This is a genomic window from Pseudomonas sp. PDM31, from assembly GCF_019218965.1.
Lineage (GTDB): Bacteria > Pseudomonadota > Gammaproteobacteria > Pseudomonadales > Pseudomonadaceae > Aquipseudomonas.
This window is the reverse complement of record NZ_JAHUWS010000003.1, coordinates 368,536-387,071: the sequence shown is the minus strand read 5'-3', so window position 1 is coordinate 387,071 and position 18,536 is coordinate 368,536. Positions and strand designations below refer to the sequence as shown.

General features: G+C 60.2%; 16 protein-coding genes. 9 read left to right on the top strand and 7 right to left on the bottom strand.

From position 1 onward, the window contains the following. Positions 1-40: 40 nt before the first annotated feature. The 7 genes from KW839_RS08145 to KW839_RS08115 all read right to left on the bottom strand — a co-directional run bounded on the left by KW839_RS08145 (position 41) and on the right by KW839_RS08115 (position 6,532). The gene (locus KW839_RS08145; RefSeq protein WP_218423977.1) at positions 41-733 is read right to left on the bottom strand and encodes a hypothetical protein; all 693 of its coding nucleotides are present in this window, start codon (positions 731-733) and stop codon (positions 41-43) included. After that, positions 730-2,043 carry a phenylacetate--CoA ligase family protein gene (locus KW839_RS08140; protein WP_218423976.1) on the bottom strand — a complete coding sequence of 438 codons (1,314 nt, stop codon included), beginning with the start codon at positions 2,041-2,043 and terminating at the stop codon, positions 730-732. Before KW839_RS08140 ends, KW839_RS08145 begins: the two co-directional genes overlap by 4 nt. Positions 2,044-2,089: 46 nt before the next feature. Then, positions 2,090-3,175: an amidohydrolase family protein gene (locus KW839_RS08135; protein ID WP_218423975.1), complete on the bottom strand. Its 1,086-nt coding sequence runs from the start codon at positions 3,173-3,175 to the stop codon at positions 2,090-2,092. A gap of 137 nt (positions 3,176-3,312) precedes the next feature. Beyond that, positions 3,313-4,074: an enoyl-CoA hydratase/isomerase family protein gene (locus KW839_RS08130; protein ID WP_218423974.1), complete on the bottom strand. Its 762-nt coding sequence runs from the start codon at positions 4,072-4,074 to the stop codon at positions 3,313-3,315. Positions 4,075-4,078: 4 nt separating this feature from the next. Then, complete coding sequence (locus KW839_RS08125; protein ID WP_371318052.1) at positions 4,079-5,077, bottom strand: NADPH:quinone oxidoreductase family protein; 999 nt, start codon at positions 5,075-5,077, stop codon at positions 4,079-4,081. Beyond that, positions 5,074-6,033, bottom strand: a complete 960-nt coding sequence (locus KW839_RS08120) for a nitronate monooxygenase family protein (RefSeq protein ID WP_218423973.1) — start codon at positions 6,031-6,033, stop codon at positions 5,074-5,076. Before KW839_RS08120 ends, KW839_RS08125 begins: the two co-directional genes overlap by 4 nt. A gap of 100 nt (positions 6,034-6,133) precedes the next feature. Continuing rightward, positions 6,134-6,532, bottom strand: coding sequence for a hypothetical protein (locus tag KW839_RS08115; protein WP_218423972.1), 399 nt, complete (start codon positions 6,530-6,532; stop codon positions 6,134-6,136). A 170-nt stretch (positions 6,533-6,702) separates the two neighbouring features. Between KW839_RS08115 and KW839_RS08110 the strand changes: the two genes are divergently transcribed. The 9 genes from KW839_RS08110 to KW839_RS08070 are packed head-to-tail and all read left to right on the top strand — an operon-like array spanning position 6,703 to position 18,513. Next, positions 6,703-7,911: an acetyl-CoA C-acetyltransferase gene (locus tag KW839_RS08110; protein WP_218423971.1), complete on the top strand. Its 1,209-nt coding sequence runs from the start codon at positions 6,703-6,705 to the stop codon at positions 7,909-7,911. A gap of 17 nt (positions 7,912-7,928) precedes the next feature. After that, the gene (locus KW839_RS08105; RefSeq protein WP_256352573.1) at positions 7,929-10,085 is read left to right on the top strand and encodes a 3-hydroxyacyl-CoA dehydrogenase NAD-binding domain-containing protein; all 2,157 of its coding nucleotides are present in this window, start codon (positions 7,929-7,931) and stop codon (positions 10,083-10,085) included. Positions 10,086-10,096: 11 nt separating this feature from the next. Further along, the gene (locus KW839_RS08100; protein ID WP_218423969.1) at positions 10,097-11,254 is read left to right on the top strand and encodes an acyl-CoA dehydrogenase family protein; all 1,158 of its coding nucleotides are present in this window, start codon (positions 10,097-10,099) and stop codon (positions 11,252-11,254) included. Beyond that, positions 11,251-12,243, top strand: coding sequence for a nitronate monooxygenase family protein (locus KW839_RS08095; RefSeq protein ID WP_274517753.1), 993 nt, complete (start codon positions 11,251-11,253; stop codon positions 12,241-12,243). The genes KW839_RS08100 and KW839_RS08095 overlap by 4 nt, the downstream gene beginning before the upstream one ends. 44 nt (positions 12,244-12,287) lie before the next feature. Beyond that, positions 12,288-14,420 (top strand): fatty acid oxidation complex subunit alpha FadB, encoded by a 2,133-nt coding sequence (gene fadB, locus KW839_RS08090; RefSeq protein ID WP_218423968.1) that lies wholly within the window; start codon positions 12,288-12,290, stop codon positions 14,418-14,420. Positions 14,421-14,474: 54 nt separating this feature from the next. Further along, positions 14,475-15,647, top strand: a complete 1,173-nt coding sequence (locus KW839_RS08085) for an acyl-CoA dehydrogenase family protein (protein WP_218423967.1) — start codon at positions 14,475-14,477, stop codon at positions 15,645-15,647. Between the two features lie 29 nt (positions 15,648-15,676). Next, positions 15,677-16,825 (top strand): acetyl-CoA C-acetyltransferase, encoded by a 1,149-nt coding sequence (locus KW839_RS08080; RefSeq protein ID WP_218423966.1) that lies wholly within the window; start codon positions 15,677-15,679, stop codon positions 16,823-16,825. Positions 16,826-16,850: 25 nt separating this feature from the next. After that, on the top strand, positions 16,851-17,618 hold the full coding sequence (locus KW839_RS08075) for an enoyl-CoA hydratase/isomerase family protein (protein WP_218423965.1): 768 nt from the start codon (positions 16,851-16,853) through the stop codon (positions 17,616-17,618). Then, positions 17,608-18,513 (top strand): acyl-CoA thioesterase domain-containing protein, encoded by a 906-nt coding sequence (locus KW839_RS08070; RefSeq protein WP_218423964.1) that lies wholly within the window; start codon positions 17,608-17,610, stop codon positions 18,511-18,513. Before KW839_RS08075 ends, KW839_RS08070 begins: the two co-directional genes overlap by 11 nt. Positions 18,514-18,536 lie beyond the last annotated feature (23 nt).

The following is an 18,536-nucleotide window of genomic DNA, read 5'->3' as shown; positions in this document are numbered from 1 at the left end:
CCTCATCGATCGCCCCCGGCCAGGCCGGGGGCGAAGCGTGTCAGGCTGGAACAATCCGGGGATCGGCACTGCCGCAACTGCAGGCGCCGTGCAGCACCTGGCCGCGCAAACCGGTGTGGTAGTGATGGAAAGGTTGGCAGCGCTCCAGACGACTGCTGATCACCACTTCTCCGTCGATTGCATCCACAGCCCACTCGAAGCGGTCGATATGCGCTCCCGTACCGGCACTGCATTCGATGGCCAGCGCTGGACCCAGCTCCAGACAACGAAAAACCGTCAAACCCGGTTGACCGGCCAACCGCGCATAAGCGTCAGGCCAAGCCCAGACCACCATGCCGGCAAACAGCTTGAGCGGGTCGTGGCCCAGCCCTACCAAACCATCCAGCGTGGCAGCGGTGATGCCATAAGCGCCGACCAGATTGAAGCGACGAATGATCGACTCCACCCGACGGGCATCAAACAGTGAGGAGTCGGCCGAAACCGCTACCATGTTGAATTGCATCACCGCACGCTCCATCCCCAAGGCTTGTACCCCCTGATCGAACAGCGCGGTGACCATCAGATTGCTGCCCATATGGAAATCGAATGTGTTGAGCACCTTGAGGATCGAGCGCGTCGAGCGTTCGGTTTCCAGTGCCGAATATGGCAGGGCCTGACGCTCGCCCTGCGCGTCGATGTAACGACCCACGGCCATCGGGGACAGTACGGTTGACTGCTGAGCTGGACTATTCATTGCTTGGTCACCCTCGGGATCTTGTTCGGCGGTCCATCCTTGAGCATCGACTGGTTCGTGGCCAGAATAATCTTCACCGGTACCTGCAGCGCGGTGGAGACGGCATCCGCAACCCGTACCGACAACTGCTCCAGACTGTCCTGCAATGCACTTTCCTCATAACCCACACGCAAGGTCAGGACGTCGGCTTCGCGCTGCGGACGGATCATCTGGAACAAGCCTGTGCGGGTCTCGGCGAACTGTTCCATCAGCGGCCAAATGTCGATCGGCAGGATCGAACGCCCTTGGATCAGCATCTCATCGCCCTTGCGCCCGATGGGCTTGAGCCGCCCATGGGTGCGCCCGCAGATGCACGGTTTGCGGGTGAACTGCACCAGATCATCGGTACGGAAGCGAATCAGCGGACCGACATCGTCCAGCAATGCCGTGACGACCAGTTCACCGCGCGAATCATCGGGCATCTCGGCGTCACCGTTCGGGTCCAAATGTTCGATCAGCGCAATGTCTTCCCAGGTGTGCATGCCGTCATGGGCGCGGCAGTCCATAGTGGTAGTGATGTCGCCCAGCGAGCTGAGCTCGAAGATTTCCAGGCCCCAGCCTGTGACCACGGCACGGAAATGAGGGCTCATCGGCTCGCCGCCGAACACAACACCCTTATAGGAGCTGAAAGCCTCCTTGAGGTCGTCGCCGGTTTCCTTCTCATATTTCTCCAGCGCGATGATCAGCGGGGTGGAGAGCATGAACATCGCTTTGGGGCGCAACTCACGAGACATCTTGACCAGATGAGGCATTTCGCTGGGCAGATGCTGCACGGTGACGGGGCGGAAACCACTGTCCATCCACTTGTCGGCGTTCAGGCCTTCGCGAAAGGTAAACAATGCGTAGGTGAAGTAGTCGTTGGCACGAACTCCGATATGCCAGAGCTCGCGCTTGAGCCCGGCGATTGCAACGTGGTATTCGGAGCGCGGCAGCGGCGTCGGATCGCCGGTCGTCCCCGAGGTGAAACCAACACCGCGCAAATGCGGCGGGCCGACACACACCAGGCCGCCAGACGGATCGCCATGCTCGTCGCGAAACTGGCGGATACGGTCCTTGTCGATAAACGGAACCTTGGCCTTGAAGTCTGCCAGGCTCTTGATGTCCTCGGGTTTGACGCCCGCCTCATCCCAAACCTCGCGGATCAGTGCCGAGCGGCTGTAGACATACGGAACCAGCTTAAGGATCCGCGCCTCCTGTAGTTTTTCGATATCAGCCCGCGACATCGTTTCCATGTCCGGGTCGAAAAACTTGTCGTCGTCCAGTCGTGTCATAGCGTTACCTTGTTATTGTCGTAGCTATCGGTGGCCGGGCGCCGGGTTACTGAAACTCCGGTCGCGCCAGGCGAAACAGTCGCGCCGCATTGCCGCCAAGAATATCGGCTTTTTCCTGCTCGCTTATATCAATACCGTCGAACAACGAAGCGATGATAGTGCGCGAGTCAGGGAAGGTACCTTCGGAATGCGGATAGTCCGAAGCCCACATCAACGCGCCGGTACCGGTTACAGCTCGAGCTGCAATGCAGGCCCGATCATGCTGAAACGAGACCTTGACCTGACGGCTAATGATCTCGCTGGGCCTGGACGAAAGTTTGGGTTGGACAAAGGCTGCGTGGGCAAAAAAAACTTCGTCCATACGCTCTGCCAGTGCCCCTAGCCAACTGGCGCCGCACTCGATCACGGCCACGTGGGCTTTGGGGTTGCGATCCAGAACGCCACCGGCGACCAGATATGTGACGGCTTCGATGCCATCGTTCATCTGCCGGGTGTAATTGATGACTGCCGCGCCCGCGCCACGCTCATGAATCACGGTTTCAAGACCGGTACCGGTATGCATCACCAGCACCACACCCAAGTCGCCTGCGGCCTTGAACACCGGATCCCAGGCAGGGTCGTTGTAGCGCGGGATACCAGTGCTGGTTACCGAAGGCAACATCGCGGCGGTAAAGCCCTTGGCCGCAACCCGCTGCAATTCGGCGACGGCGTTGGCCAGGTCGCGAACCGGGAGGATTGCGCAGCGTACAAAACGGTCCAGATGCCCTTGAAAGAACTGGTGGTTCCAGTCGTTATAGAGCTGGCAGGTAGCGTACTCAGCGTCAATGTCTTTCAGGGCGTAGGCCCAAAGACCGAGACTGGGAAAACAGATCTCGGCGTCAATGCCGTCTTTTTCCATGTCCTGCAAGCGCCCTTCAAGGTTGTGCAGGCCGACACGCTTGCTACCACCGATATCGGCGATGTTCAGGCGCATCTTGAAAATCACTTCGTCGTCGGTGCGGGTGATCAGGGTATCGCCCTGCTTTTCCGCACGGATCGCGTGGCGTCGCAGGGAAGGCGGCAAGCCTTGGACAAACAGGTCGTGGGGTTCAAGCACATGTGAATCGGCGCTAAAGATGAAATGGCCTGGCATCAGGTTTTCTCCCCTCTTATTTTTATGTTAATCATTTAGTTGATTATGCGACACCCAAAGAGATGCCGCAAGCCACACAATTGTATTAATGATTAACACCTATGGTTACATCCATCGTTGGCACGGCGGGGATCAGCTCAGCGGTCGTTAAATACCGGCTTGCGCCGCTCCACAAATGCCAGGACACCTTCCTTGGCATCTTCAGTCATACCGACACGGTGACCAAGTCTGGCTTCCAATGCCAGGCCATCAGCCAACGAAAGGCTGGCGCCTTCACGCACGGCCTGACGAATTGCCTGTTGGGCCGGCAGACTGTAACAGCTGTACTTCGCCGCAAAGTCACAGGCTTCTTCCAGCAGGTCATCCGTGCTATCGATAAGATGATCAACCAAACCCACTTTGCAGGCGGCGGACCCGTCCAGCGTTTCTCCGGTCATCATCAATCGCAGTGCAGGGCCGGGACCAATCAGCCGGGGCAGTAACTGGGTGGCACCGTAGACCGGTATCAATCCCAGACGTATCTCCGGGACAGCCAGCTTTGCCTCGGGGGCACAGATCCGAAACGTACAACCCAGTGCTATTTCAAGCCCGCCGCCCATTGCTGCCCCATTGATCGCTGCCACACTGATTTTCGGGAACTCACCCAAGCGCAGCATCAAGCGATGCATGCGCGCGATGCGCACAGCCGGATCGCCGTCTCGCTCGCTGAGATCGGAGCCGGCGCAGAATGCCCGCCCCTGCCCCGTGATGACCAGTGCGCGACTGTCGTCACTGGCAATACGGTCCAGATGCGCATCCAGCTCATCGAGCAAGGCATCATTTATCGCATTGAGTACTTGCGGGCGATTGAGGGTCAGTACAGCGCAGTTGCCCTGGCGATGATGGTCAATCAGGTTCACGGCTTTACTCCTGTAGCACGGTTAAGATGGTCTTGCCGATACGCTGGCGATTGAACGTCGAGGCCAACGCCGACTGGAAATCGTTCAGGGCATAAACAACACCTGCAGCCGGTTGCAACGTACCGTCGTCAACCCAGCGCGCCAATTGTTCGCGGGCGTCAGCGGCCTTTTCCGGCTCGCGCAAGGCAAACTGGCGGATATCCACGCCTAGCAAAGCGGCACCCTTGAGTAGCGCCAGGTTAGTAGGCAAGGCCGGGATGCCACCACCGGCGAAGCCCAGGACCAGGTGACGTCCACCCCATGCCAGACGCCGGAAAGCCGCCTCGAATCCTTCACCACCAACCGGATCGAAAATCACATCGACACCGACGCTCCCGGTCAGAATCTTGAGCTGCTCCGACCAATCGGCCGCGCTTGAGTCAAGGCACTGTTGTGCACCGGCTGCCCGCGCAGCTTCGCGCTTGTCCGAAGTGGACGCTGCGCCAATGACCTGAGCACCCAGCAGACGGGCGATCTGAACGGCCGCCAGACCAAGGCCGCCGGCAGCACCGAGCACCAAAACCCGCTCGCCGGATTGCAGCCTGGCGCGGTCCCGCAGGGCGTGGAAGGCCGTGGTGTAATCGACCCAGAACGCCGCAGCGCGGGCAAAATCCAGACCATCTGGCAGGGGAACCAGGCTTGAGACTGGCACCACGACAAACTCCGCGCAGCCGCCGCCCATTGCTGTAGCCGCGTACCGCTGACCAGGCTCGACACCATTGACCCCCGGCCCCAGGGCATCGACGACCCCGGCAAACTCGCACCCAGGCACAAAGGGCAAGGCCGGCTTCAACTGATAGCGACCGGTACACAGCAAACCGTCGGCAAAACCAAGCCCGGTACTATGAACCCTCAGGCGTACATGCCCGGGGCCAGGCTCAGGCAGTGGAAGACTTTCAAGCGCATAGTCATCCAGGCTTTCCAGGCGATGGCCCAACACGGCCTGCATGCGCACCTCGCTCACAACGCCAGCGCCTGGGCCTGGGCCTGGGCCTGTTTGAGCGCCGCTCGGTACTGCTGTTCCAATTCATCGATCAATTCGGCAACACTGGGCAACCCGTTGATCGCGCCAACGCCCTGCCCGGCCGCCCAGATGTCTTTCCACAGCTTGAAATCCCCATGCCCGCCGGTCCCGACTCCGGGTTGCGGCGCCGCTGGCAAACGCGCGGGATTGAGCCCCGTGCGAGCAATACTGGCTTTCAGGTAATTGCCACGCATCCCGCTGAACAGGTCGGTGTAGACGATGTCGTCAGCACCGGCAGCCTGCAGCATTTCCTTGTACATGGCATCAATCTCGCTTTCGGCCGTACCCAGGAAACGAGTGCCCATATAGGCCAGGTCCGCGCCGAGCAGCTGCGCGGCCAGAATGTCCTTGCCTTGGGCCAACGCGCCAGACAACAGCAACGTGCCATCGAAGAAGCTACGAATTTCATTGACGAAGGCAAACGGATTAAGGTCGCCACCATGACCGCCGGCGCCAGCGCACACCGCTACGATGCCATCGACGCCTGCGGCCGCGGCTTTTTCGGCATGCCGCACGCTGACCACATCATGGAACACCAGGCCACCGTAACCATGTACGGTCTCAACCACTTCGCCCGGGGAGCCGACACTGGTGATAACCACCGGTACGCGATGTTTTTCCAGCAGGGCCAGGTCACGCTCCTTGCGCGAATTGGCAGGAGACAGAATCTGGTTGATGGCAAAAGGAGCCGCCTGCGGAGTCGTTGCGAGCTCCTCTACCAACTGGGCCAGACAGTCGTCCAGTTGCTCACTGCTGCGAATATTCAAGGCCGGCATCGAGCCAACGACACCGGCCCGGCACTGGGCGAGCATCAGCTTCGGGCTGCTGGCCAAAAACATGGGCGCGGCCACCAGGGGCAGGCGTAGACGGTCGCGTAGAAGCGTGGGCAATGGCATAAGCTCTCCTGTACTCGGAATGAGTGATGGCGTCCGGAAGGTCGAAAGCGGATGGATAAAGACTGAACCAACACCCTATATTCGAGCTAAATCATATATATCATTGTCGCATAATATTTTCAAAGCTTTCCCTACCAGTGAGCCGAAATTTCATTATCCGCACAACGGCAAAAACGAGGGCCAAGCGCGCAATTTTCCTTCGAGAGAGCTTCCTCAGGTAGTCCTTGAGTTTCTCCAGCAACAGCCCGCGCGATATCGGATGCTCGATCGGGATCAACCCGGGAGCCGGCTGGTAGTGCTTGAGCAGATTCTTCGCAACCGTCACCTTGTGCACTCCAGCCAAGCCATCGACCAGCCCCTTGGATGCGGCATAGATCCACATCTCGCCCAAGACCATTTCGTGCAAAGCACCGAGCGAGCCATGGACTTGCATGGTGCGCTGGACGATGTCGCGCTGAATCCGGCTCGGCCGCCTTGGTGGGCGCGATGCACATGCCATCGCGAGACCTGATGTTCGAGAAAGCGTCAATCCTCTTCAGCGAGCCTCCCCCACGTCGGGTATTCCTTCGATTCCGATGGTCCTGCCTCTTGCTCTATTATATGTATGATTATAATCTTTAGGTCTCATGCGGCAGTTCGCCGCCGCACCGACCTTGAGGGATCCTTGACGTGAATGACGCCTTTATCTACGACCACGTACGCAGCCCGCGCGGCAAGGGCCGCCCGGATGGCGCACTGCATGAAGTCAGTGCTACCGCGCTGGCAGCCCAGACTCTGAGCGCCTTGCGCGATCGCAGCCAACTCGATACCAGCCTGGTCGACGATGTTTTATTGGGTTGCGTCATGGCGGCTGGTGAGCAAGGCGGCAACATTGCCCGGATCGCGGCCCTGGCTGCCGACTACGACCAGAGCGTGCCGGGCCTGCAGCTCAATCGCTACTGCGCCTCAGGCCTTGAAGCCGTCAACCTGGCTGCCTCTACTCTGCGTGCAGGCGAAGCGCGGGCCATCGTTGCCGGTGGTGTGGAGAGCATGTCGAGGGTGCCAATCGGCTCCGATGGCGGCTCCGTTTATACCGACCCCCAGGTCATCTGGAAAACCTGGTACATCCCCCAGGGCATCGGTGCCGATCTGATTGCCGAACAGGACGGCTATAGCCGGGTAGACGTCGATGCCTTTGCCCTGCGCAGTCAGCAACGGGCAGCAGCTGCCGAAGCGGATGGTCGATTCCTGCAATCGCAATTCGTTGTCACCGACCTGCTCGGCCAGCCCCTGCTCGATCGTGATGAAGCGATTCGCCATGGCGCGAGCCTGGATGATCTGGCGCGTCTCAAACCGGCTTTCGAGGCCATGGGCAGCCAGAACGGTTTTGATGCCGTGATGCTGCAGCGCTATCCGGATATCGAAGCGATCCGTCACGTCCACACCGCGGGCAACTCCAGCACCATCGTGGACGGTGCGGCTGCCGTCTTGCTCGGCAATGCCGAATTCGGCCGCAATGCGGGCCTGCGTCCTCGCGCCCGTGTGCGCAGCTACACCTCGATCGGCTCCGAGCCGGCCATCATGCTCACCGGCCCCGCGGCCTGCACCGAAAAGCTGCTGGCTCGAACCGGCATGACCATCGCAGACATCGACTTGTTCGAAGTCAATGAAGCCTTCGCCTCGGTGGTGATGCGCTACATGCGCCATTTCAACCTCGACCCTGACCGCGTCAACGTCAATGGCGGCTCGATCGCCATGGGCCACCCACTCGGCGCAACCGGCGCGATGCTGATCGGCATTGTGCTCGATGAACTGGAGCGTCGCGACCTGAACACCGCGCTCGTCACCTTGTGTGCCGCTGCCGGCATGGCCACCGCCACCCTGATCGAGCGGATCTGAGCATGGAACCGAACACAATGAATACCTTGAAACTGGAACTGGGCGCCGATGGCGTAGCCGTTATTACAATCAATCTGCCTGATCGCCCGGTGAATGTGTTTACACCCACGTTCGTTAGTGAATTGCAGGCAGCGGTCGAAGAAGTCATTACCAACACCGGCATTCGCGGTGCAGTCCTGACCTCAGGCAAATCCGGCTTTATCGCCGGCGCCGATCTCAAGGACCTGGTCGATGCCTTCGACCAGGGGGTCGATGCTGTGCAGGCATCGCAACGCTTCGAACGCGAAAACGCTCTCATGCGTCGCATCGAAACCGGTGGCAAGCCCTTCGTCGCCGCGCTCAATGGCCTGGCGCTGGGCGGCGGCCTTGAGCTGGCGCTGGCGTGCCATCGGCGCTTGTTGGTCGATAGTCCCAAAGCCATCGTCGGCTTGCCAGAAGTCACCGTCGGCTTGCTGCCTGCCGGTGGTGGTACGCAACGCCTGCCTCGTCTTATCGGGATAGAAAAAGCCCTGCCGCTGTTGATTGAAGGCACCAGCCTGAAACCTGCCCAAGCCTTGCAATTGGGCGTGGTCGATGAGCTGGTCGATGCTGCTGATCTGCTGGAGCGAGCGCGTAGCTGGGTTCTGGACAACCCGCAAGTGACTCAACCGTGGGATGTAAAAGGCTACCGGATTGCCGGTGGTGTGGGCTGTCTGGCCCCGCACGCCACCCGCTCCTTCCAGTTTGGCACTACCCTGGCCAAAGCCTCCGGCGCGCAAAACTACCCGGCAAAGCTGGCGATTCTTTCGGCGGTGTTTGAAGGCACCCAGTTACCTATCGACAAGGCCCTGGCGGTCGAAGCCAAGTACTTCGGCACGCTGCTGGCCAATCCGGTCGCACGCAACCTGATGCGCACGATGTTCATCAACAAAGGCGCCGCCGACAAACTCGTCCGCCGCCCTGCAGGCCCGGCCAAAACTGCCGTGCGCAAGGTGGGCGTGGTGGGTGCCGGGATGATGGGCGCTGGCATCGCTTACGTCAGTGCCGCTGCCGGTGTTCCGGTCATGCTGCTCGATACCAACGCCGATGCTGCGGCCCGGGGGAAAGACTACTCCCGGCGCATCCTCGACAAGGCCGTCGAGCGCGGCACCCAGACCCGCGACAAGGCCGATGCCATCCTCGCCCTGATTGAGCCCTGCTCTGACTACGCCGCCTTCGACGGTTGCGATCTGGTCATCGAAGCCGTTTTCGAAAACCGTGAAGTCAAAGCGTCGGTGATCAGCAAGGCGGAAGCCGTGCTTGCGCCTGATGCAGTATTTGCCAGCAATACTTCCACCCTGCCGATCACCGGGCTGGCCGAATATTCCAAGCGTCCTGATAATTTCATCGGCCTGCACTTCTTCTCGCCGGTCGAGCGCATGCCGCTGGTCGAAGTGATCGTCGGCAAGCAGACCAGCGAACAAACCATCGCCCGCGCTTTGGACTTTGTCGGTCAATTGCGCAAAACCCCGATCCTGGTCAACGACAGCCCCGGTTTCTATACCAGCCGCATCTTCAGTACCTATACCGATGAAGGCATGGCCATGCTGGCCGAAGGCGTCAACCCGGCTCTGATCGAAAATGCCGCGCGCCTGGCCAGTGCGGCCACCAGCCCGTTGGCAGTGACCGATGAAGTCTCGCTGGACCTGCAGAAAAGTGTCATCGACCAGTCCCACAAGGATGGCCTGCCGGCCAAGTTCCTGCGCCTGCATGCCAGGCCCGTGGTCGAACTGATGAACTACCTTGGCCGTCTCGGCCGCAAGAGCGGCGGTGGCTTCTATGAATTCCCGCAGGGCGGCAAGAAGCATCTGTGGCAGGGGTTGGCCGAGCACTTCCCGCGTGCCGCGCAACAACCGGATGTCGACACCGTCAAGGACCGCCTGCTCTACATCCAGTCGCTGGAAACCGCGCGTTGCGTCGAGGAAGGTGTACTTAGCGACGCCGCCGATGCCGACCTGGGCAGCATCCTCGGACTGGGCTTCCCTTCCTGGACGGGTGGCACGCTCTCTTTGATCGACACCCTGGGTGCGCAAGCTTTCGTCGCACGCTGCGATCAATTGGCCGATGCCTTTGGCGAGCGTTTCCGGCCTTCGGACTGGCTGCGTGCCCGTGCCGAGCGCGGCGAGCGCTTCCACCCACGCAACGATGCGGCCTGAGAGGACAGCCCATGTTCCAGAATCGACTGATCTTTGACAGCGACCATGAGTTGTTCCGCGACCAGGTGCGCAAGTTTGTGCAGAAAGAAATAGCCCCTAACGTCGATCATTGGCGTGAAGCCGGGCGTTGCGACCGGGAAATCTTTCGCAAGGCCGGCGCACAGGGACTGCTGTTGATGTGGGCCGATGAAGCCTATGGCGGTTGCGGCCTGGAGGATCTGCGCTACGAGCAGATCGTCTACGAAGAGGTGATTCGCCACGGCGACATCGGCGTGTTTTTCACCCTGCACTCACGCATTGTCGGGCCTTACCTGCAACGCTTCGGTACAGAGGAGCAGCGTCAACGCTATCTGCCGGGCTGCATCAGTGGCGAGACGATCCTCGCCGTCGCCATGACCGAACCGGACGCAGGCTCGGACCTAGCCGGCATGAAAGCGCGCGTGGAGGACTGCGGCGATCATTGGTTGCTCAATGGTTCCAAGTTGTACATCTCCAATGGGCTCAATGCCGACTTGATGGTCGTCGCCGCTCGAACCGGCAGCGAACGCTATGCAATCGGCCTGTTTCTGGTGGAAGCGGATTGGCCAGGGGTCAGTCGTACGCCATTGACGAAGATGGGCCTCGATGCCCAGGACACCGTGATTGTGTTCTTCGACAACGTGCGCATCCCTAAGACCAACGGCTTGGGCGATCCGCAAAAAGGCTTCACCTATCTCGCCGAAGGCCTGGCTGAAGAGCGTTTGCTTTCAGCCTGCCAGTCGATGGCCCATGCCCAGGTCGCCTTCGACCTGACCCTGGACTATGTCAAGGATCGCCGAGCCTTCGGCCGTCCGGTCGGCACCTTCCAGAACAGCCGATTCAAGCTGGCTGAACTGCGCGCCCTGCTCGATTGCCAGCAGACCTGGATCGACCAGTTGGTGCTGCAACACAACGCAGGTCAGTTGAGTGCCGAAGGCGCCGCGTCCGCCAAATTGCTGACCTCGGAACTCGAAGGTCGAGTCATGGATGAATGCGTGCAGCTGCATGGCAGTGCCGGCTACATGGATGAATACCGAATTTCCCGGATGTACCGCGATGCGCGGGTGTCGCGAATCTTCGCTGGCACCAGCGAAATCATGAAAGAAATCATCGGCCGGGCCCTCGGCCTGGATGAACGAAAAGTCAAGTGAACGAGGCAGTTACCATGAAAACACGTATTACCGAAATGCTTGGCATCCGTTATCCAATCATTCAGGGCGGCATGCAGTGGGTTGGCCGCGCAGAACTCGCATCCGCCGTTTCCAACGCGGGTGGCCTGGGCATGCTGACCGGCCTGACACAGCCGACCCCGGAAGCCTTGGCCAAGGAAATCCGCCGCTGCCGCGAAATGACTGACAGCCCGTTCGGGGTCAACATGACCATCTTCCCGACCATCAGTCCTCCGCCTTACGACGAGTACATCGATGCAATCATCGCCAATGGGGTGACCATTGTCGAAACCGCCGGCAACAAAGCGATTGAATTCATGCCGAAGATGAAAGCGGCCGGCATTCGCATCATTCATAAATGCGTGGCGGTCAGGCACGCCCTGAGTGCCGAAAAACTGGGCGTGGATGCCATCAGCATTGACGGCTTTGAATGTGCAGGGCATCCCGGTGAAGAAGATATTCCTGGCCTGGTGCTGATTCCGGCGGCGGCAAAGGCGTTGACGATCCCGGTAATTGCCTCGGGCGGTATTGGCGATGGTCGCGGCATGGCCGCCGCCCTGGCCTTGGGTGCCGAGGGAATCAACATGGGCACCCGCTTCTGCATGACCCAGGAAGCGCCGATTCACGAAAACATCAAGGCCGCGCTGCTCAAGGGCACCGAGCGTGATACCAACCTGATCTTCCGTAGCATGAAAAACAGCGCCCGGGTATTCAAGAACGCGATTTCCGATGAAGTCGTTGCCACCGAACGTCGCCCAGGTGGTTGCGCCTTTGAAGACATCCGCCCGCTGGTGGCCGGTGCTCGCGGCCGTGCCGCGCTGGAGGCCGGTGAGATCAACGAAGGGATCATCACGGCAGGCATGGTAATTGGCTTGATCGACGACTTGCCAACCTGTGACGAATTGCTTGAGCGCATGGTTCGAGAATGCCGCGAGCGCCTGGCGTTTGCCACGCGCCTGGCCAGTGCCTGAATCAGCCCAGCCTAAACAAAACAAACAAGAAAGCAGGTTATCGCATGTATCAAGGTCAAACGCTGCACCTGACCCGCCTCGACAATCAACTGGTCGAACTGTGCTTCGACCGCAAGGGCGAGGCCGTCAACAAATTCGATGCCCTGACAGTCGAAGAGCTGCGCATCGCCTGCAAAGAAATACGCGACAGCGGTGACATCATGGGGATGGTGCTGACCAGTGCCAAGGACAGCTTTATCGTCGGTGCCGACATATTCGAGTTCACTCAACTGTTCGCCCGCCCCGCAGATGAACTGGCGGCTTACAACCTGGCCCAGAACCAGGTTTTCAACGAATTGGCGCAGCTCCCGATACCGACGGTATCGGCTATCAACGGGTTGGCTTTGGGTGGCGGTTTCGAAGTCACCCTGGCCACCGATTACCGGGTATTGGGCAGCAACGCGAAGGTTGGCTTGCCAGAAGTCGGCCTGGGCATCATTCCGGGCTTGGGCGGCACGGCCAGGTTGCCCCGCTTGATCGGCGCCGCTGCCAGTATCGACTGGATCACTTCCGGCAAGCCACAGAAGGCAGCGACTGCCAAACAACTCGGTGCAGTCGATGAAGTGGTCGATGACTCGGCTGTTGGCGAATGTGCGCTGGCCGTATTGGCCGAGGCCGTCAGTGGTTCACGTGGTTGGCGCCAGAGGCGAATTGAACGCAGCCAGCACTTTGCATTGGATGCGCAACAGATTGCCGATGCCAAGGCTGCCGTGATTGCCCGCAATCCATTGGTGCCTGCGCCACTGCTGGCCATCGAGCTGCTAGAGCGCAGCGCCGCGCTGTCCGTGGATGAGGCGTTGACCGAAGAAAACCTTACCTTTTCACAAGTTGCTCAGACCCAGGCCGCCCAGGCACTGGTTCAGCTGTTCATCAACGATCAGTACCTGCGCAAGAAAGCGCGCGGCTACGCCAAGGCTTCGCGCGAGCTGAACAGCGCTGCGGTACTGGGTGCCGGCATCATGGGCGGCGGTATCGTCTACACCAGCGCTGCAAGCGGTGTACCGACCATCATGAAAGACATTTCCCAGGCTTCACTGGATCTGGGCATGACCGAAGCCGGCAGATTGCTCGACAAGCAGGTGACCAGCAACCGCATGAGCCAGGACCAGGCCGAAATGGTACTGGGCTCGATTACGCCAACTCTGGATTATCTGGGCATGGGCGCAGTCGACATACTGGTTGAGGCCGTCGTTGAAAACCTCGCGGTGAAAAAAACCGTGCTGGCCGAAGTCGAAAACCTGGTTGCCCCCGCTACCGTGCTTGCATCCAATACCTCGTCGTTGTCCATCACTGAGCTGGCCAGCGCGCTGCAACGCCCGGAAAATTTCGTCGGCATGCACTTCTTCAACCCGGTGCCCGTCATGCCGCTGGTCGAAGTCATTCGCGGCGCGCATACCAGCGAGCAATCGGCGGCAACGGTTGCCAGCTACGCCGCGACCCTGGGCAAAACGCCTATCGTGGTCAAGGATTGCCCGGGCTTTCTGGTCAATCGGATCCTGACCGCCTACATCGTGGCTTTTCTGCGACTGATTCATGACGGTGCCGACTACCGGACCATCGACCGGGCCATGGAGGATTTTGGTTGGCCCATGGGCCCTGCGTACCTGCAGGATGTCATCGGCATGGACACTTCGCGCCATGTAATAGAATGCATCACTCAGGGCTATGGCGAACGCATGCTGCCCGGATTCTCCCATGCGGTCGATGCCATGGTCGCCGACAAGCGTCTAGGCCAGAAGAGCGCAATAGGCTTTTACCGCTACGACCGCGATATCAAGGGCCGTCTGGTGAAATCCGTCGATCCGCACACCGAAATCCTGTTGGCCAGCGTGCAGCCAAACGGGCGTCGCGAGTTCAGCTCGGATGAAATCGTCGAGCGCATCATGCTGCCGACGCTGATCGAAGCAGCCCGGGCGCTGGAAGAAGGTATCGCCGACAGTGCCATCGAAATCGACATGGCGTTGATCCTCGGTGTGGGTTTCCCGCGTCCGATCGGTGGCGCCCTGAAGTACGCCGACTGGCTCGGCTTGCCGGCATTGGTAGAGCGTTGCGACCACTACGCCGCTCTCGGAGGGCTTTACCAAGTCACTCCTCAAATGCGCGATATGGCTTCGAAAAACCTGAAGTTCCATTCATGAATCCGTGCATGCACCTTCGACCATTCTTATCAGCCTTTTGAAGCGGAAATAACCATGGACTTCACCCTGTCACCCGAGCTGCTCGACCTGCAACAACGCACCCGTGCCTTTATCGCCGAGCACATCATCCCGCTGGAAAAGGACCCACGCTGCACGGCTCATGGCCCGACCGAGGACCTGCGCCGGGAAATGATTTCATTGGCACGCAAAGCCGGCCTGCTGTCCTCGCACATGCCCACCGAGCTGGGCGGGCTTGGCCTTGACCATCGGGCCAAGGCGATACTCTTCGAAGAAGCGGGCTACTCGCCGTTGGGGCCGGTGGCGTTGAACATTGCTGCGCCCGACGAGGGCAACATGCACATGATGGAGGTGATCGCCACCCCGGCGCAGAAAGAGCGCTGGCTCAAGCCCCTGGCCCTGGGCGAGATTCGTTCGTGCTTCTGCATGACAGAGCCTTCGCCGGGTGCGGGTTCGGACCCGGGCATGCTCGCCACCACTGCCGTGCGCGATGGCGACGATTACCTGATCACAGGCGAGAAATGGTTCATCACCGGAGCCGAAGGGGCCACTTTCGCCATCATCATGGCAAAGCTTGAAGATGGTCGAGCGACCATGTTCCTCGCTGACATGGACCGTCCGGGCATTGAAATCGTACGTGCGATGGACGCACTCGATTCATGCTTCCCCGGCGGCCATGCCGTCGTGCGTTTCGCCAATCTGCGGGTGCCTGCCTGCGACGTATTGGGCGAGCCTGGCGAAGGCCTCAAATATGCGCAGGTGCGCCTGTCCCCTGCCCGCCTGACCCACTGCATGCGTTGGCTCGGTGCAGCACGTCGCGCCCATGACGTAGCGACCCGCTACGCGGCACAACGCCAGGCATTCGGTAAATCCCTGGGCGAGCATGAAGGTGTTGGTTTCAAGTTGGCCGATAACGAAATGGACCTGCACGTCACGCGCCTGGCGGTCTGGCACTGCGCCTGGGTATTGGACCAGGGCAACCTTGGGCGCCATGCCTCGAGCGTCGCCAAGGTGATCTCTTCCGAAGCAATCTGGCGTGTGGTCGACCGCAGCGTACAGATCCTCGGTGGCCAGGGCGTCACTCACGAAACCATCGTCGCGCGGATCTTCTCCGATGTGCGGGCCTTCCGCGTCTATGACGGCCCATCGGAAGTGCACCGCTGGAGCATCGCCAAGAACGTTCTGCGTCCTCACACTCAGGCTCGCTGAGCGCGGCCCACTCGATCAAGGAGCTTTGCATGAAACAAGCCTATATCGTCGATGCGCTGCGTACGCCCACCGGCAAACGCGCCGGCAGCCTGTCCCAGGAACACCCCATGGACATGGGCGCACATGTCATCAAGGCACTGGTGGAGCGCAACTCGATTCCAGCCGAGGACTATGACGACGTCATCTTCGGCACTATCGATGCCATTGGCCCGAATGCAGGCAACCTGGCTCGCTTCTGCTGGCTGGGTGCCGGCCTGCCCGATAACGTGCCCGGCGTGACCATCGACCGCCAGTGTGGCTCGTCCCAGCAAGCCGTGCATTTTGCTGCCCAGGCCGTCATGAGTGGCACTCAAGATGTGGTGATTGCCGGCGGCGTGCAAAACATGAGTCAGATCCCTATCAACACCGCCTTGTACATTGCCAAGGACCTGGGCTTTGCCGATCCGTGGACCTCAGCCAAAACCTATCAGGCCCGCTATGGCACGCAACAGCTCTCGCAGTTCGAGGCCGCCGAGCGCATTGCGCGTCACTGGGGTTTTACTCGCCAGGACATGGAAGCCTATGCCCTGCGCTCCCACGAGCGTGCTCTGGCCGCGATCGAGCAAGGGCGTTTCGCCCGGGAGATCGTGCCCTATGGCGACTTGCGCATGGATGAAACGGCCCGACGCAGCAGCCTGGAAAAAATGGCCACGCTGCAGACATTGCTGCCGGACGGGCAATTGACTGCGGCCACCAGCAGCCAGATGTCCGATGCCGCCAGTGCGGTATTGGTCTGTTCCGAAGAGGCAGTCAAGCGTTATGGCCTCAAACCACGGGCACGCATCGTCCATATGAGCGTTCTTGGCGACGACCCGGTTTGGATGCTCACTGCACCTATCGCCGCCACTCGCCGGGCCCTGGAAAAAGCCGGCCTGCGCATGGCCGACATCGATCGGGTGGAGATCAACGAAGCCTTCGCCAGCGTGTCCATGGCCTGGCTGCAGGAACTGGATTACTCGGCCGAGCAGACCAACGTCAATGGCGGCGCCATCGCCCTGGGCCACCCGATCGGAGCCACCGGTACCAAGCTGATGACCACCTTGCTCCACGAACTGGAGCGCAGCGGTGGCCGTTATGGCTTGCAGACCATGTGCGAAGGCGGCGGCCTGGCCAACGTGACCATCATCGAGCGGCTGTAAGCCGATAAACCCAAGGAATTGCCTGATGAATACAGCCGTCACTGTCAGCCACCACGATACGGTGGCTCTGGTCAGTATGAACCTGTCGGAAAAGCGCAACAGTTTGGTACCTGAACTCTATCGCCGCCTGGCCGACGAACTCGAAAGCCTGCAAGACAACGAGAACGTTCGGGTGATCGTACTCAGCGGTGGCCAGCACTTCTGTGCCGGGGGGCCGCTGGATGGCCTCGATACCCGGCCGATGGCCATGCGCAAGGACATGCGCTGCGGCCATCGGGTCATTCGTGCCATCGCCAATTGTCGGGTGCCGGTGATCGCCGCCGTGCAAGGCGCTGCATTCGGTGCCGGCCTGTCCTTGGCAGCGGCTTGCGACTTCGTCGTGGCCGATGCCGACAGCCGCTTCGGTGCAGTATTCGGCAAAGTCGGGGTCATGCCTGACTGGGGTTCACTCTGGACCCTGCCTCAGCGTATCGGACTGCCACGGGCTCGCCAGCTGGTCATGTTTCAGCAGATTCTCGGCGGTGAAGAAGCTGCACGCCTGGGCCTGGTCGACTTTCTGGCCGAACCCGGGCAGGTCTTGGAGACGGCTCTCCAGCGCGCCCAACAATTGGCCGCCAGTGCACCAGGGCCGCTGTCGGCAGCCAAAACCTTGTTGGGTCGATACCCTTTGAGCCTGGACACCCTGCTTGACTGGGAGGCCGACACTCAAGCCTTGCTGATTGGGTCGGAAGATTTTGCCGAAGGCCGTGACGCATTCTTCCAAAAGCGCGCAGGAGTTTTTCGTGGGCTCTGAAGCCACTGTGCAACACCTCAACACAGCGTCTGAAACCTGGGATGGCGTGGATATCACGCCTCTCCTGGACGTGGTGGAAGTCGGACCGGACCGCTTCACCTGCAACTGCTTCCACGCCAATCAGAATGCTGCGATCTACGGTGGGCAAACACTGGGCCTGGCGGTCGCAGCCGCCATCGCCACCGTGGACGCGCATTTGCATCCCCACGTCCTTCAAGTCAGCTTTCTGGCTGCAGGTGATGTCAACGCTCCCCTGTCGATTGAAGTCGAACGCATACAGCAAACCAGACGCTTCGCCGCGCGGCTGGTTCGACTCGTTCAACACGGCCGCTCCATTGCGATTGCCACATTGTCCTTCCATGCCGGTGAAAACGGCATGGAGCACCAACAGCCATGTGAAGCCGCACCCAACCCAGAAAGCTTGATGGGCCTGGTACAGGTTCGCGAAGCCTTGCATCAACGACTCAATCCCATAGAACGGGTGTTTATCGGCAAAACCCGTTCGGTGGATATTCGTCCGGCAGACCCGGAACAGTTTGTGCTCGGCCGCGACGACCAAGCCAGGATCCGATACTGGATGCGCACCGCTCAGTCCCCCAATCTGCCAGCACGACTGCAACCGGCAGTGCTCGCTTACCTGAGTGACTTCTGGTTCGGCATAACGGCGCTGATGCCACACCGTGAACACAAACTGGGGGAGGATCTGTTTGTTTCCAGCCTCAACCACACAATCTGGTTCCATCAGCAGGATGTGCAGGCCGATGAGTGGTTGCTGGTCTCTGCCCACAGTCCATTCACGGGTTTGGGGCGCGGCTTGACGCTAGGCCACGTTCACGATCAAAAGGGAAGACTGGTAGCGACGTTGGGGCAGGAAGGCTTGTATCGATTACGTTGAACGGTAGAAATGCGAAGGGGGCG

Bases quoted from the DNA above. Each gene is read 5' to 3' on its own strand.
- KW839_RS08145 (WP_218423977.1), bottom strand. From the start codon at position 733: ATGAATAGTCCAGCTCAGCAGTCAACCGTACTGTCCCCGATGGCCGTG.
- KW839_RS08140 (WP_218423976.1), bottom strand. From the start codon at position 2,043: ATGACACGACTGGACGACGACAAGTTTTTCGACCCGGACATGGAAACG.
- KW839_RS08135 (WP_218423975.1), bottom strand. From the start codon at position 3,175: ATGCCAGGCCATTTCATCTTTAGCGCCGATTCACATGTGCTTGAACCC.
- KW839_RS08120 (WP_218423973.1), bottom strand. From the start codon at position 6,033: ATGCCATTGCCCACGCTTCTACGCGACCGTCTACGCCTGCCCCTGGTG.
- KW839_RS08115 (WP_218423972.1), bottom strand. From the start codon at position 6,532: ATGGCATGTGCATCGCGCCCACCAAGGCGGCCGAGCCGGATTCAGCGC.
- KW839_RS08105 (WP_256352573.1), top strand. From the start codon at position 7,929: ATGAATACCTTGAAACTGGAACTGGGCGCCGATGGCGTAGCCGTTATT.
- KW839_RS08100 (WP_218423969.1), top strand. From the start codon at position 10,097: ATGTTCCAGAATCGACTGATCTTTGACAGCGACCATGAGTTGTTCCGC.
- fadB (WP_218423968.1), top strand. From the start codon at position 12,288: ATGTATCAAGGTCAAACGCTGCACCTGACCCGCCTCGACAATCAACTG.
- KW839_RS08085 (WP_218423967.1), top strand. From the start codon at position 14,475: ATGGACTTCACCCTGTCACCCGAGCTGCTCGACCTGCAACAACGCACC.
- KW839_RS08080 (WP_218423966.1), top strand. From the start codon at position 15,677: ATGAAACAAGCCTATATCGTCGATGCGCTGCGTACGCCCACCGGCAAA.
- KW839_RS08075 (WP_218423965.1), top strand. From the start codon at position 16,851: ATGAATACAGCCGTCACTGTCAGCCACCACGATACGGTGGCTCTGGTC.